At 64.2% G+C, this 13,742-nt stretch carries 12 protein-coding genes; 9 read left to right on the forward strand and 3 right to left on the reverse strand.

Annotation, left to right across the window (positions count from 1 at the left end; genetic code table 11):
* Positions 1–112 precede the first annotated feature (112 nt).
* Both EN861_RS11485 and EN861_RS11490 read left to right on the forward strand, forming a co-directional pair.
* Positions 113–1,345, forward strand: coding sequence for an epoxide hydrolase (locus tag EN861_RS11485; RefSeq protein WP_135863605.1), 1,233 nt, complete (start codon positions 113–115; stop codon positions 1,343–1,345).
* 10 nt (positions 1,346–1,355) lie between these two features.
* Positions 1,356–1,739, forward strand: a complete 384-nt coding sequence (locus tag EN861_RS11490; protein WP_135863607.1) for a nuclear transport factor 2 family protein — start codon at positions 1,356–1,358, stop codon at positions 1,737–1,739.
* Between the two features lie 479 nt (positions 1,740–2,218).
* On the opposite strand, the gene EN861_RS36810 is transcribed toward EN861_RS11490, so the two are convergent.
* Entirely contained in the window at positions 2,219–2,449 is a 231-nt protein-coding gene (locus EN861_RS36810; protein WP_348630901.1) for a DUF1127 domain-containing protein, read from the reverse strand.
* A 119-nt stretch (positions 2,450–2,568) separates the two neighbouring features.
* On the opposite strand from EN861_RS36810, the gene EN861_RS11500 reads away from it, so the two are divergent.
* Positions 2,569–3,474 carry a transcriptional regulator GcvA gene (locus EN861_RS11500; RefSeq protein WP_127277350.1) on the forward strand — a complete coding sequence of 302 codons (906 nt, stop codon included), beginning with the start codon at positions 2,569–2,571 and terminating at the stop codon, positions 3,472–3,474.
* Positions 3,475–3,706: 232 nt separating this feature from the next.
* Here the strand turns inward: EN861_RS11500 and EN861_RS11505 are convergent, their stop codons facing one another.
* Positions 3,707–4,825 carry an FAD-binding oxidoreductase gene (locus EN861_RS11505; protein WP_135863609.1) on the reverse strand — a complete coding sequence of 373 codons (1,119 nt, stop codon included), beginning with the start codon at positions 4,823–4,825 and terminating at the stop codon, positions 3,707–3,709.
* Between the two features lie 114 nt (positions 4,826–4,939).
* Here EN861_RS11505 and EN861_RS11510 point away from each other — a divergent pair, with 114 nt between their 5' ends.
* The 5 genes from EN861_RS11510 (at position 4,940) to EN861_RS11530 (ending at position 11,665) form a co-directional block, all read left to right on the forward strand.
* A complete protein-coding gene (locus EN861_RS11510; RefSeq protein WP_127277346.1) occupies positions 4,940–5,845 on the forward strand; it encodes a LysR family transcriptional regulator in 906 nt (301 codons plus the stop codon).
* An 88-nt stretch (positions 5,846–5,933) separates the two neighbouring features.
* The gene (locus EN861_RS11515; RefSeq protein ID WP_135863611.1) at positions 5,934–8,012 is read left to right on the forward strand and encodes a hydantoinase/oxoprolinase family protein; all 2,079 of its coding nucleotides are present in this window, start codon (positions 5,934–5,936) and stop codon (positions 8,010–8,012) included.
* Positions 8,013–8,016: 4 nt separating this feature from the next.
* Positions 8,017–10,002 carry a hydantoinase B/oxoprolinase family protein gene (locus EN861_RS11520; RefSeq protein ID WP_135863613.1) on the forward strand — a complete coding sequence of 662 codons (1,986 nt, stop codon included), beginning with the start codon at positions 8,017–8,019 and terminating at the stop codon, positions 10,000–10,002.
* On the forward strand, positions 9,999–10,301 hold the full coding sequence (locus EN861_RS11525; protein WP_127277340.1) for a (2Fe-2S)-binding protein: 303 nt from the start codon (positions 9,999–10,001) through the stop codon (positions 10,299–10,301). Before EN861_RS11520 ends, EN861_RS11525 begins: the two co-directional genes overlap by 4 nt.
* Positions 10,298–11,665 (forward strand): FAD/NAD(P)-binding oxidoreductase, encoded by a 1,368-nt coding sequence (locus EN861_RS11530; protein WP_135863615.1) that lies wholly within the window; start codon positions 10,298–10,300, stop codon positions 11,663–11,665. Before EN861_RS11525 ends, EN861_RS11530 begins: the two co-directional genes overlap by 4 nt.
* Before the next feature lie 44 nt (positions 11,666–11,709).
* Here EN861_RS11530 and EN861_RS11535 read toward each other — a convergent pair whose 3' ends face one another.
* Positions 11,710–13,035, reverse strand: a complete 1,326-nt coding sequence (locus tag EN861_RS11535; RefSeq protein ID WP_135863617.1) for an FAD-binding oxidoreductase — start codon at positions 13,033–13,035, stop codon at positions 11,710–11,712.
* 221 nt (positions 13,036–13,256) lie between these two features.
* Here EN861_RS11535 and EN861_RS11540 point away from each other — a divergent pair, with 221 nt between their 5' ends.
* On the forward strand, positions 13,257–13,733 hold the full coding sequence (locus EN861_RS11540; RefSeq protein ID WP_127278242.1) for an Lrp/AsnC family transcriptional regulator: 477 nt from the start codon (positions 13,257–13,259) through the stop codon (positions 13,731–13,733).
* Positions 13,734–13,742: the final 9 nt, after the last annotated feature.

Raw genomic sequence — 13,742 nt, forward strand, 5'->3', positions numbered from 1 at the left:
GGAAGTGATCGTCAACGCCTGTGTACGTCGACACTCAGTAGGGAAAAGCGGTCCAGCCTGAGAGGCCTGAAGGACAAGAGTGTTCGAAACAGCAGTGAGGAGATCCCTGACTATGGAAGCAATTCAGCTCTCACGCCGCTCGCTGCTTCGCAGCGCCGCTCTATCGCTGGCCTTTAGCGCGATGCCCGCCTTCGCGAAGCAGCCGGACGAGTTCTCGCCATTTTCCTTCCACGCCCCTGATGACGTGCTGAGCGACTTGAAACGGAGGCTTCAAACAGTTCGCTTCCCGGAAGCAGCCACCGAGCCCGGCTTTGCCCAAGGTCCCCAAATTGAAAAGCTGCAGGTACTGACAACATATTGGCGCGACCGATATGACTGGCGTCGGACCGAAGTCCGTCTGAACGGTTGGCCGCAGTTTAAGACCGAGATCGACGGGCTTGGCATTCACTTCCTCCATGTGCGCTCGAAGCAGGAGAACGCGCTTCCGATCATTCTCACGCATGGCTGGCCAAGCACCATCCTGTTATTCCAAGAGATCATCGAACCCCTGACCGATCCGACAGCGCATGGCGGCAAAGCTGAAGACGCTTTTCACGTGGTCATCCCTTCGCTACCGGGCTTCGGCTTCTCGGATAAGCCAAGTGAGCCTGGTTGGAACGCTGGCCGCACGGCGCGCGGCTGGACGGAACTGATGCAACGGCTCGGCTATGGCCGTTATGTCGCGCAAGGCGGAGATTGGGGTGCCTTTGTCACAACGGCCCTCGCACAGCAGAAGCCGCAAGGGCTGGAGGCGATCCATCTGAACTTCGCTCAGACCATTCCGGACAGAATTCCGGAGAAACTGGAGCCTGACCAGAAGAAGGCCGTGGATGCATTCAAAAAATTCCAGGAGACCGGCTTCGGCTACGCCATGCTACAGGCGACCAAGCCGCAGTTGGCCGGTTACCTTCTCAGTGACTCACCGATGGCACAGGCGGCCTGGCTATATGACATCTTTGACGGTGGGACCGGAGCCACCGGCAAGCCTGAGGACTTCCTGTCGCTCGATCATATGCTCGACGAGATCACGCTCTATTGGCTTACAAATTCCAGCGCGTCGTCGGCGCGTTTCTATCACGAGCAGGCGGCGATCCTTAAAGGGCGAAACAATCCCGGCGTTGTTGAACTGCCGGTAGGCGTCAGTGTTTTTCCGCACGATCTGCCGCCAGCGAAAAGCTGGGCGCCGTTAGTCTATCCGAACCTGTTCTACTGGAACGAGCTCAACCAAGGTGGACACTTCGCACAGCTCGAGGTGCCTGACCTGTTCGTTGCCGAGCTACGAAGCTGCTTTAGCAAATTTAGATGAGGAGATAGCCATGCTTGGACCGCTTGATGCCGTTAAGATAGCTTTGCAGGCCTATGCCGACAAAGACCGCGACGCGATAGAGGCGGTCATCGGCGATCCCTACAGCTTCACCAGTCCGCTGGACAATGCGCTAAGCCGCAAGACCTACTTCACACGGTGCTGGCCAAACAGTGAAGCCTGCACCGGGATGAAATTTATTCACGGCGCCGAGCAGGGGCACTGGGCTTTCATTGTCTATGAGACCAGCACCGGCGGCAAGACTTTCCGAAACACCGAGCTGCATCGCGTCGAGAACGGTCGCATCCTTGAAACCCAGGTCTATTTCGGTTGGGACGTGCCGCATAAGGCCGAACCGGGCGGCTTCCTGCAAGATGACGCGAGCGGCCACTCCTAACCGCCCGCTGACCTACTTTGAAGGACACAACGACCGCACCTTTGCCGGATGAATCGACCGGAGCCGAAGCAACAATGAACGATCCAAGGGGATATCGAGCGCTCTGCGAATACTCGATCGATCGCCGCTACCCCGCTTGTGCCGTTGGCCCTTCCCGAAGCGCTCCAGGAATTGGGGCTGTCAATCGTGGCATTTCAATCTTGTCCCAATGGGCGGCCTTAGCCCGCCTTCAGCGCAAGGAAATCGCCGGACAAACCTGACCAGGTGTTGGCCTGGACGGGCACGTGGCAATCCGGCAGTCCGACGCACCATCCGTTGCGCTGGCGCTGGCTCGCTGGACGCCGTTAATTGCTTGCACCAGCCTTTCTGAGCGATGCACATGAGATTTTGGACGTCTGAAGGTCCGTTATTGTTCACTCACGAACAAAAGCTGACTCCCCGCTTTCGCCACAACCAGGCGATGCGGGGGCGGTTGAGAATTAGGCCTGCCAAGGCCATTTTGCGCATTCGTTCCGAACCTGAGTACGACTAAGACCCAGGTCTGCAAGCTGATGGTCTTCGAGCTCGGCCAATTGTTCGCGTTGGCAGTGGAGTTGGATCCAGCGCGATACCATCACAATCGCTCCTGTCACATTGTTGACGATGTGACGCACATGTGTCGCCATTGACGGCGAAGGCCTCCGCGCGTCAGTCAGCGGGTGATTGAACATTTCTCATCCTTTCGCGGCATCCATGTTGACCTGTGCCGCTGAAATGCGCCAATCTACGGGCGCGCGCAAAGCATGGTTTCTCGTGCTAGTCTCAATTTTTCTCATGATGTGGTGCGAAATTGGCTCGCCGACTGCCATCGCTCAATGCCCTCAAAGCCTTCGAAGCGGCGGCACGCCATGAGAGCTTCACCAAGGCGGCGGAAGAGCTGTCCGTGACGCAGGGCGCGGTGAGCCATCAGGTGAAGGCGCTGGAGCTCGAATTGGGCCTCCGGCTGTTCGATCGCGAACGTCAAAAGCTGACCATTACGCGGGCCGGGCTCTCCTATCTGGAGGTGGTGCGCGATGCGTTCGATAGCATAGCTCTCGGCACGCAGCGCATCCAGCATCTCTCACGGGCCGGAGCGCTGACCGTCAGCACGTCGCCCGACTTTGCCGCCAAATGGTTGGTCAACCGCCTTGGCCGGTTTGCCGAGACGCATCCAGCCATCGATCTCAGGATTTCCGCAACCATGCATCACGTCGACTTCGCCAGAGAGGATGTCGACCTTGCGGTGCGGCATGGCGATGGCAACTGGCCGGGGCATGAAGTTGTCCGCCTGTCCTCCGAGGAACTGTTCGCGGTCTGCAGTCCCCAGCTGCACCAGAGGATGCGCGAGCCGTCCGATGTGCTGAAATTTCCGTTGCTGCATCTTGATGACCGAAAGGATTGGTCGGAATGGCTCGAGGCCGCTGGCGTGGTCGATGCCGAACTCTCCCACGGACCGGTCTTGAACCGCGCCAGCATGGTCATAGACGCCGCTGTCGACGGCCAGGGCGTCGCTCTCGCCCGCACGACGCTTGCAGCGTGGGACCTCATCAACGGGCGCCTCGTCAGGCCGTTCGCCACGGCTCTGCGATTGTCCAAGACCTACTGGGTCGTGTCTCCCAAGGCGACGTCGATGCTGCCCAAGATCACGACATTCCGCGACTGGCTGTTGGCCGAGGCCGCTGATGACGTACGTCGCCTCAAGACGCCCGTCCCATAGTAGTACTTCCAGGGAGGCGTCGGCGGCAATGACGTGCGATTAGGTCGAATCTAATCCACTACCGCGCTGCATTAAGAAATTGAGAACACAGCTACATATGGTAGTCGCCACCGAAGCGCGCTGGGATCGGGAAAAGGCACTTGTAGCCGAGATTCTCGACCTGTGCGCCAAACTCCGAGGCGAGGGCATGCCGCTGACGCGGTCGGAGGCATCTTGACAGTCCGATGCTCCTTCAGGCAGCGCCGCCAAAGCGGTTGACCCTGAAATCGTCCAGCGGCGTTTCGCAGCGGCCGGTCGTGATGAGCTCGGCCATGACATCGCCGACGCCCGGTCCGAGCTGGAAGCCGTGTCCGCTGAAGCCGAAGGCATGGAACAGGCCGGGCGTCGTCGTCGACCGTCCCATGACCGGCAGCATGTCCCTGACATAGCCCTCGCAACCGGACCATGTGCGGATGATCGTGGCCTGCGCGATGGCCGGCAGCAGCCGCGCGACGGCGCGCAATTGCGCGGGCAGGCGCTTGGGGTCGGTGGCCGCATGGCCGGGATCGAGATCCACCGTCACTCTTTCGGCAGCTCCGCCGAACACGATGTTGCCGCGCTCGACCTGGCGCAGATAGGCGCCATGGTCCTTGTCGCGCGTCCAGATGCCGACCACCGGCAGAATCCGGTGCGGCAGCGGCTCGGTCACGCCCATCTGCGGGCCGCGGGCGTCAAGCGGCACCGCTTCGCCGAACTGCGCGGCGATGCGCGCGCCCCAGGCGCCGGCGGTGTTGAGCAGGTTTTCGGCATCGAATGTGCCTTTTGAGCTGGCGACGGCGAAGCTGGAGCCGGTGTGCCTGATCGTCTGGACCTCCGCGTTCTCGACGATTTCCGCGCCCAGTCTGCGGGCGGCTTCGGCAAAGGCCGGTGCGATCAGCCTGGGATTGCCGCTGCCATCATGCGGCGAGAACGACGCTGCGATCGCGCCGGGGCCGAGGCCTGGAAAACGGGAACGGATTTCATTAGGGCCAAGTTCCTCCAGCTCAAGCCCCCAGGGCCGCGCCGCTTCGGCATAGGCCCGCATGTCGGCAAGGCTTCCCTCGTCGAAGATCAGCCGGATGTGGCCGGTGGCGCGGAATTCGACGTCGCGGCCAAACATTTTTTCGGCCTCGCCCCACAGGCGGAGCGAGCGATGGGCGAGCGGAAGCTGTGATAGATGCCGCCCCGTGCGACGGATGTTGCCGAACGAGGCGACGGTTGCACCGCTGCCGATCCGGTTGCGCTCGACCAACGCCACGCGCGCACCGCGCCTGGCGAGGAAATAGGCCGAAGCTGCTCCCATCAGCCCGCCGCCCAGCACGATCACATCCATAGTCGTTCCTTAGCGCTGACGGCCGATCCTTGGAGCATCCATCTTGTCCGCGCCGTGCTGTTGCGTCAAAGATGGGTTTGGAGAGAAGCCATAAGCCTTACCTATGGAGTGGCCATGCGAGCCCGGCAGCTCGAAGTGTTCATCGCCGTCATGCGCGCCGGCACCGTGACCGCTGGGGCGCGGATGCTGAATATTTCCCAGCCCGCGCTCAGCCAGATCCTGCTCCATGCCGAGGACGAACTCGGCTTCACTTTGTTCGAGCGGGTGAAGGGCCGGCTGCGGCCGACCCCGGAGGCGCTCGAGATATTTCCCGATGCCGAGAGACTGTCGGCTGGACTTGAGGGCTTGCGCCGCAAGACCACTGACTTGCGTCTTGGCCGGGCAGGGCTGGTGCGGGTCGCCGCCTCGCCGCCGCCGGCCATGGCGATATTGCCGCGTGCGTTCACCAAATTCCGGGTCCAGCACCCCAACATGATGCTGCGAGCCCATAGCGCGCCGATCGCCGCGATCGTCGACATGCTTCGCGCCGGCGATGCCAGCCTCGGCATCGCCCTGGACGATCGGCTGCCGCCGGATATCGAGGCTGAGGTAATCGGCAGCGTCGGCTTCGCATGTCTGCTGCCAGCCGGGCATGCCTTGCAGCGGAAAACCGAGCTGACACTCGCCGACCTCGCCGGGGAGGAGTTGATATCCTACCGCGGCAACACCCGTCCCGCCGACGAACTGGCCCACGCAGCCCGCACTCAGGGTGTCAGGTTTTCGCCATCGCTCGAGATCGACGTCTCGATCTCCGCAATCGGCTTTGTCCAGGCCGGCCTGGGCATCGCCTTGGTCGACGCGCTGCTGCCGTGGCACCAGTTTTCCGGGCTCGCGGTCAGGCCGCTGGCTGCCGGACCGGAATTCCCGGTCGCGCTGCTTACCTCACGCGCCCGAGCCCTTTCGCGGGTCGACGAGATGATGCGGGACGAGATTCGCGCGGCCTGTGCCGCCGTGCTGGATGGGCATCGCGCGAACGCATAAGTAAGACTTATATCCTTGCTCATCATCCATCTTGGACCCGCGCCAGCCTGTCATGCCAGCTTGGTTGGCAGACAGGAAGGGGCGCATCATGGATGGTGTCATCGCGGCAGATGAGACGCAAAACGGAGCCGACTGGAAGGTCGGCGTCGATATCGGCGGAACGTTCATCGATTTCTGTGCGCTCGAAGCAAACTCCGGCCGCGTCGCCTCGCTGAAGGTGCTGACGACGCCGGAAGATCCGGGCGCCGAGCTGATGACAGGCCTCGCCCTGCTGGCCGAGCGCGAAGGCTTCGACCCCTCTCACATGACGCGCTTCGTGCACGGCACGACCGTCGGTATCAACACGATCATCCAGCGCAAGGGCGCGCCGATGGCGCTGTTCACCAATGCCGGCTTCGAGGACGTGATCGAACTCGCACGGCTTCGCATGCCGGACATGTATTCGCTGTTCTGCTCGCGGCCGGACCCGCTGATCTCGCGTGACATGGTTTTCGGCATTCCGGCCCGCATGCGCGCCGATGGCAGCGAATCCCTAGCTCCGGACATAGCGATCGTCGAAAGCGCGGTCGCGGCGGCGAAAGCGAAAGGGGCGCAAGGCATCATCGTGTCCTTCCTCCATGCCTGGCGCAACGCCGCGCAGGAGGCCTCCGTCAAGGCGGTGATTACGCGTCTGGCACCGGACCTGTTCGTCTTTACCTCGGCCGAGGTCTGGCCGGTCATCCGTGAGTACGAGCGCAGCTCAACCGCCATTCTCAATGGCTATGTCCATCCGCGCGTCTCGGGCTACCTGACGGCGCTGGAAGAACGACTGAAGGGGCTCGGCGTGCCGGCCCGTCCGATGCTGACGAAGTCGAATGGCGGGCTGATGAACGCCGCCGAGGGCAAGCACGCCTGCGTCAACATGCTTTTGTCGGGAACCGCCTCCGGCGTCATCGGCGCCTCGTGGCTGGCGCGGCAGGCTGGCGAGGCGAGGATTCTTACCCTCGATATCGGCGGCACCTCGGCCGACTTCGCGCTCATCATCGACGGCGAGCCGCAATTCGGCACTGGTGAGCTGATCGGCGAATTTCCGCTCTATATCCCCTCCGTCTCGGTCAGCTCGATCGGCGTCGGCGGCGGCTCGATTGCCAGTGTCGATGTGCAAGGCGTTCTGCGCATCGGCCCGGAATCGGCCGGCTCGACGCCGGGACCGGCCTGCTACGGCCGTGGCGGCGATCGAGCCACGGTGACGGACGCCATGGTCGTGTGCGGATGGCTCGGTCACAGTGAGATGGCCTATGGTCAGCTCCGCATCGATACCGGGTTGGCGCATCGCGCCGTCGGCGAACTCGCGGCGCGGCTTGGCCGGTCGGTCGAGCAAACGGCGCAGGCGATCCTCGACATTGCCGTGTCGGAAATGTTCGTCGAGGTCGAGAAACTCGCCTCGCGCGCCGGCGTCGACTTGCGCGATTTCACGCTGATGCCGTTTGGCGGCGGCGGCCCGATGCTCGGCGCCTTCCTCGCTCGCGAACTCGGCATGAAGCGCGTCATGGCGCCGCGCCGCCCGGGCGTGGTGTCGGCGCTCGGCGGACTGGTGGCGGATCTGCGCGGAGACTTCATCCGCACCATCTTCAGCCCGCTGTCGGCGACGTCGCTTCCCGTCATTCGCGAGGCCTTCGCGGCGCTGGCACAGGAGGGCCGCGACTGGCTCGCGGCGCAGGGGCACGATGCGACCGCAGAGCTCAATCTCTCCTGCGACATGCGCTATCTCGGGCAGACCTATGAGATCGAGGTCGTGCTGTCGCCGCAATGGCTGGCGGACGGCGACGCCGACGCAATCGAACAGGCTTTCCACCGCACCCATGAGCAGCTCTATGATTTCCATGATCCCGAGGGTGCGATCGAGCTTGTGAACATCAGGCTCTCGGCGATAGGCGCGGGGCCGGCGCTCTCCTTTCCCGAGGCTGAAGAGATCGACGTTGCGGCCAGCCCGGCGCGCCGGCTTCCGGTCTATACGGGCCTGGGCGTCGAAACCGTCGATCTCCATGACCGGCAGACCCTTGTACCCGGCAGCACCTTCAACGGGCCTGCGGTGGTGGTGCAGGAAGACACCACTTTCGCCATTCCAGGCGGCGCGCAGGTGCGCGTCGACCGCCACCTTAACCTTCTACTGACCTTCGCGGAGTGACGCCATGTTTGACCGCACAAACCTTCAGGTTCTGGCCAACCATGCCCGCGCGGCGGCCGAGAACATGGCCCATACGCTGCACCGCACCGCGCATTCAGCCTTCGTCAAGGAGACGCAGGATTTCACCGTGATGCTGATGGACCGTTCGGGGGCAACCTTCGCGGTCCCGATGGAACTCGGCGCCACCTGGTATCCCGGGCTTTCCTATCGCCGCGCCATCGCGATGGTGGACGACTACCGGCCGGGGGACGTTGCCTTCACCAACGATCCCTATTCCGGCCATGTCGCCACCCATGCACCCGATACGCATCTGTGGAAGCCAGTCTTCGTCGACGGCGAAATCGTTGCCTGGACCGGAGGTCACATCCACAATACCGACATGGGCGGGGCGGTGCCGGCTTCGCTCAGCCGCGCGCTGACCGAAATCCATCAGGAAGGCATCCGCTTTCCGCCCATGAAGCTCGTCAATGAGGGCGTCTTCGATGAGATGATCCTGCGCATCATGAGCACCAATGTGCGCAAGCCGGATCTCAACATCGGCGACATCAAGGCCCTGGTCGGCGCGCTCAACACCGGCGAGCGCAAGATCCACGCAATGGTGCGGAAGTTCGGCAAGGTTGGCTTCATCGAAGGCGTTGCCGCGCTTCTCGATCATGCGGAGGCGCAGGCGCGCGACGTGCTACGTGCAATGCCCGACGGCACCTGGGAATTCGCCGACTATGCCGACGAGGATTCGGTCGAGGCCAATCCCTGCCGGCTGAAGCTGACGCTGACGATCAGGGGCGACGAGGCGGTGCTCGACTTCACCAGCTCCGATCCTCAGCTCGGCTCGTCGCTCAACGTGCCTTCGGGCGGTGACCCGCGCCACACCATGCTGCTCGTCGGCGTCTACTATGTGCTCTACACGCTCAACCCGAAGATTCTGCTTAACACCGGTCTAACTCGTCCCTTCACCTGCATCACGCCCGAAGGCTCGGTGCTGAACCCGGTCCACCCCGCCGCCGTCGGCATGCGCTCGCTCACCTGCGCCCGGCTGCGCTCGGTCATCTTCGGCGCCTTTTCGCAGGCAGTGCCGGAGCGCCTGCCGGCAGCGCCTGCTGGCAACAACTGCATCGTCAACGTCATGACCACGGACGAGCGCACCAGCCGGAGCGTCATCGCGGCTGTGAACCCGGTTGTCGGCGGCGGCGGCGCCATGCCGCATCGCGATGGCACCAACGGATCGGGCGCCGATGCCGCCTATCTCAAGAACACGCCGATCGAGATCACCGAGACCGAGACCCCGGTCGAATTCGTCAAATACGGGCTCGCCAGGGACAGCGGCGGCGCCGGCCGCTGGCGCGGCGGGCTGGCGACCGAGATGGCGTTTCGAGTCTTTGCACCCGACTCCAGGATCACGGCGCGCAATCGCGACCGCAGCTTCTTCCGCCCCTGGGGCGTGCTCGGCGGCAAGGCGGCTGGCCTGTCGGACATGGTCGTCAACCCTGGGACCGAGCACGAGCGGCGGCTGGGCAACATCGACACAGCGGTTCTGCAGCCCGGCGACATGCTCGCGATCCGATCCGCCGGCGGCGGTGGGCGCGGCAACCCGCTTGAGCGCGAGCCCTGGCGGGTCGCGCAGGATGTGCTGCGCGGCTATCTGTCGCCAGCAGCGGCCGAGCGTGACTATGGCGTCGTCCTCTGCAACGGCGAGGTCGACGAGCAAGCGACGGAGCAATCGCGCGCAGGCAAGGAGGCATCGGCCGGCCATTTCCATTTCGGTCCGGAGCGCGACGGTTACGAAGCACAGTGGACGCCTGCCGCCTATGACCGGCTCCATGCGGTGCTGGATGCGTTGCCGATCCATTGGCGCTTCTTCGCCAAGACGGAGATCTTCCGCCGCATGAAAGGGCGTGCGGGGCCGGAAGGTGTTCGGGCGGCGTTCGATGCGGTCTGCGAACGCTTCCCCGAATTGCCGCGTCCTCGTTCCCTGCAAGAGGCAGCGGAATGAGCACTGCCGGCCGCATCGTCCGGCTGGCGGAGCGCAACCGGGCCGAGGTGCGGTTCGTTCTCGACGGGCAAATGCGTTCCGCTCTTGCTGGCGACACCGTGCTGACCGCCATGCTTGCGTCGGGACATGCCTTGCGGTGCTCCGAGTTCGGCCCAGAGCCACGCGCCGGTTTCTGTCTGATGGGCGCTTGCCAGGATTGCTGGATATGGCAGGAGGAGGGACCGCGCCTGCGCGCATGTTCAACGCCGATCGTGGAAGGCATGCGGCTGCGCACGACGCCGTCGGAGAGCTGGCCGTGAGCGACGCCTCAACGCCGAAGGTCGTGATCGTAGGCGCCGGGCCGGCCGGCATACGGGCTGCCGCGACGCTGGTCGAGGCGGGACTCCATCCAATGGTGATCGACGAAGGGCATCGCGCGGGCGGGCAGATCTATCGGCGTCCACCGGCCGGGTTCGTGCGCACGCCGGAGCAGCTCTATGGGTCGGAGGCGGGGAAGGCGGGCGCGTTGCATGCGCTGTTCGACCGGCTGGCAGAAGAGGGCCGGCTTACGCACCGCGCGGGCAGTTCGGTCATCGCCATGCGCGATGGGCAATTGCACGTGCTGGGGGAGGGCGGCTTGGAACTGGTCTCTTATGACAGCGTGATCCTTGCCACCGGCGCGTCCGACCGCGTCGCACCCATCCCCGGCTGGCAGAACGCCGGCGTCTACAGCCTGGGCGCGGCGCAGATCGCGCTGAAGGCGCAGGGCGTGGCGCTCGGGCGGCGCATCGTGCTCGCGGGATCGGGGCCTCTGCTGACGCTGGTCGGCGCGCAGCTCCTCAAGGCCGGAGCGGATGTGGCGGCGGTGCTGGATACTTCGTCCTGGCGGCAGCAGATACGCGGATTCTCGGGCCTTGCGGCCAGGCCGTTGGTCGCGCTGCGTGGCCTGACTCTGCGGGCGAAGCTCGGCCGCCGCTATCATGCGGGCGTGACGCTGGAGCGCATCGAGGCCGACGGTCAAGGCGTCGCAGCCTTGCGCTGGCGTGACGCCGGCGGCCGGCAGCAGCATACGCCTTGCGACATGATCGGCATGGGCTGGCATCTGCGAGCCGAGACACATCTCGCCGATCTGGTGGGATGTACCTTCATTTATGACGAGCAGTGGCAGCAATGGCTGCCGAAGGCCGACGAAATGGGTCGGGCCGGCAACGGCGTCTACCTTGCCGGCGATGGGGTTCGCCTGCTCGGGGCGGATGGTGCCGAGATCGCGGGACGTTTGGCGGCGGCGGCTTGCCTCTCCGATCTCGGCTATCGGGCCCCTCCCGCCAGCGCCGATCTGCGCAAGCTCGAGCGGCTCGATCTCTTTGCCCGTGGTCTGGCTCGTGCCTTTCCCTGGCCAGCCGCGATGGTGCGGGCGCTTCCCGGCGACGCGGTTGTCTGCCGCTGCGAGAACGTGACTGTCGCAGCTGTGCACGAGGGCGCGGATTTCGGTAGCAGCGAGGCCAACAGGGTCAAGTCGCTTTCACGCGTCGGCATGGGGCGATGCCAGGGGCGCTATTGCCAGTTGGCCGCGGTCGAACTCGTCGCGGCACGAGCCGGCTGCTCGCCAGATGCAGTCGGCAGGTTTCGCGGGCAGGCCCCTGTCCGACCAGCGCCTGTCGGCGCCTTTCTCCGGGAGTACTGATGCGATTGCCAAAGCCGCGCCCGGATGTCGGTATGGATCACATCTCAGAAATCGGCGACCTTGCCCCAGACCGAACCATCGAAGCGGCGCGGATCGTAGGATGTCGCATCGACGATCGGTTCCGACCCGGTCACCAGATCGGCGACCAGATGCCCGGCGCCGGGCCCGATGCCGAAGCCGTGTCCCGAAAAGCCGGCGGCGAGGATGAAACCTGGAACGCTGTGGATCGCGCCAATGGCGGGCACGCCGTCCGGCGTGCTGTCGATATAGCCGGCCCAGGCAGCGTTTATCCTCGTCCGGCGTAATGCCGGCAGCAGTTCGAGCGCGCGGGCATGGGTCAGGCGAATGGTCGACTGATCCGGAGCCGGATCGAGGATGCGCATCCGCTCCATCGGCGTCGGCTGGTCGAGCCGCCAGCGCCGCAGCGTTTCATGGCCCGAACGCACGCCTTGCAAGCCGCCAGGCCCGAGGCTTCGCCAGCGCTTCAGGAACATGGGCACGAACTGCGACGAGAAGCGCAGCTGCTGTGGCGTCACGTCGACGCGTCCGCGTCCGCTAATCGCAAGCGTGTAGCCGCCGTCGCCGCGGCGGGTGGCCGAAATCTTCGCGGTGTGCAGCGCATCCGGCAGGCCCTCCGCGCCGGGCGATACGGACAGGATGGACGAACGCACCGATGCCTGCGGAAAGCGGAAACCGAACTGGTGGCAAAAGGAAGAGGCCCAGGCGCCGCCGGCCATGACAGCGGCCTTGGTTCGGATTGTTCCGCTCTCCGTGACCACGCCGCTCAGGCGGCCGCCCTCGGTCTCGATGCCGCGCGCGGCACAATTCTGGTGCACGCTGCTGCCGAGCTTGACGATGGCGCGGGCGACGGCGGGTGCGGCCCGCGAGGGGTCGGCGGTGCCGTCGGTCGGTGAGAAGACGCCTCCCTTCCAGCTCCGCCCCGTGGCGCGGCCCTGCTCGCTGGCCTCGGCACCGTCGAGCATATGCGTGGTAACGCCGGCCGTTCTGGCGAAGTCGCGCCAGCGCGCCCAGCCGGCCAGTTCCGCCTCGTCATTGCTGAGATAGAGCAGTCCGCAACGGCGAAAGCCGGTGTCTTCGCCGGTCTCCGCCGCAAAACTGTCCCACAGGTCGAGGCTTCTTGTTGCCATCGGCAGCTCGCGGGCGTCGCGGTTTTGCTGGCGGCACCATCCCCAGTTTCTGCTGGACTGCTCGGCGCCGATTCGTCCCTTTTCGACGAGTGCGACCTTCAGGCCGCGACGGGCCATATAGTAGGCGGCGAAGACACCGACGATGCCGGCGCCGATCACCACCACATCTGCCGATTGCGGCAGTTTGCCGGACGTTTCGATTTGCTGCAGCGGCGCGCGCATGGTTCTCTGCCTCGAAGCGCCAGTCTACCGCGTCGCGCAGGCAGCCGCTGCTGCAGTTGCAGTCGAAGCAGAATTTTATTCCGACAGCCGCATTGAAATCGCGAGTCCCTGCGTTTCAAAGCGCTATCCCTCGGATGGACAGGCCAGCGGGCTGTGGTAGTCTCGACGGTCACCAGCAAGGCAGCATTTTGTGCTGCGGTACTGTTCCCCGGAGGCAAATCGTGAAACTGGATCGGATCGATATCAAGATTCTTCACGAACTGCAGAAGAACGGCCGTATCACCAATGTGGAACTGGCCGAGCTGGTGCATCTGTCGCCGAGCCCTTGCCTGATGCGGGTCAAGCGACTGCAGTCGGAGGGCTACATCGAGGGCTATTCGGCGCAGGTCAATATCGGCAAGCTCGGCCAGACGCTGACAGTCTTCACCGAAATCACCTTGAAGAACCATCGCCAGGTCGACTTCGCCCGCTTTCTCGCCGTCGTCGAGAAGATTGAGCAGGTCATCGAATGCCATCTGGTCTCGGGCGGCTACGACTATCTGATGAAATTCGTCACCTCCGGCATCGGCGAGTATCAGTCGATCATGGAGCGCCTCACCGACATGGATATCGGCATCGACAAGTATTTCAGCTTCGTTGTGCTGAAGTCCCCCATCGTCAAGGCGCACATGCCGCTGCCCAGTTTGTTTCCGAGGTGAGGCCCTGTT

The sequence above is a fragment of the Mesorhizobium sp. M8A.F.Ca.ET.218.01.1.1 genome (assembly GCF_004791165.1).
In the GTDB taxonomy this organism is placed as follows: Bacteria; Pseudomonadota; Alphaproteobacteria; order Rhizobiales; family Rhizobiaceae; genus Mesorhizobium.

Coding starts and splice junctions, on each gene's coding strand:
- EN861_RS11485 (WP_135863605.1), top strand. CDS start 113: ATGGAAGCAATTCAGCTCTCACGCCGCTCGCTGCTTCGCAGCGCCGCT.
- EN861_RS11490 (WP_135863607.1), top strand. CDS start 1,356: ATGCTTGGACCGCTTGATGCCGTTAAGATAGCTTTGCAGGCCTATGCC.
- EN861_RS36810 (WP_348630901.1), bottom strand. CDS start 2,449: ATGTTCAATCACCCGCTGACTGACGCGCGGAGGCCTTCGCCGTCAATG.
- EN861_RS11505 (WP_135863609.1), bottom strand. CDS start 4,825: ATGGATGTGATCGTGCTGGGCGGCGGGCTGATGGGAGCAGCTTCGGCC.
- EN861_RS11510 (WP_127277346.1), top strand. CDS start 4,940: ATGCGAGCCCGGCAGCTCGAAGTGTTCATCGCCGTCATGCGCGCCGGC.
- EN861_RS11515 (WP_135863611.1), top strand. CDS start 5,934: ATGGATGGTGTCATCGCGGCAGATGAGACGCAAAACGGAGCCGACTGG.
- EN861_RS11520 (WP_135863613.1), top strand. CDS start 8,017: ATGTTTGACCGCACAAACCTTCAGGTTCTGGCCAACCATGCCCGCGCG.
- EN861_RS11525 (WP_127277340.1), top strand. CDS start 9,999: ATGAGCACTGCCGGCCGCATCGTCCGGCTGGCGGAGCGCAACCGGGCC.
- EN861_RS11535 (WP_135863617.1), bottom strand. CDS start 13,035: ATGCGCGCGCCGCTGCAGCAAATCGAAACGTCCGGCAAACTGCCGCAA.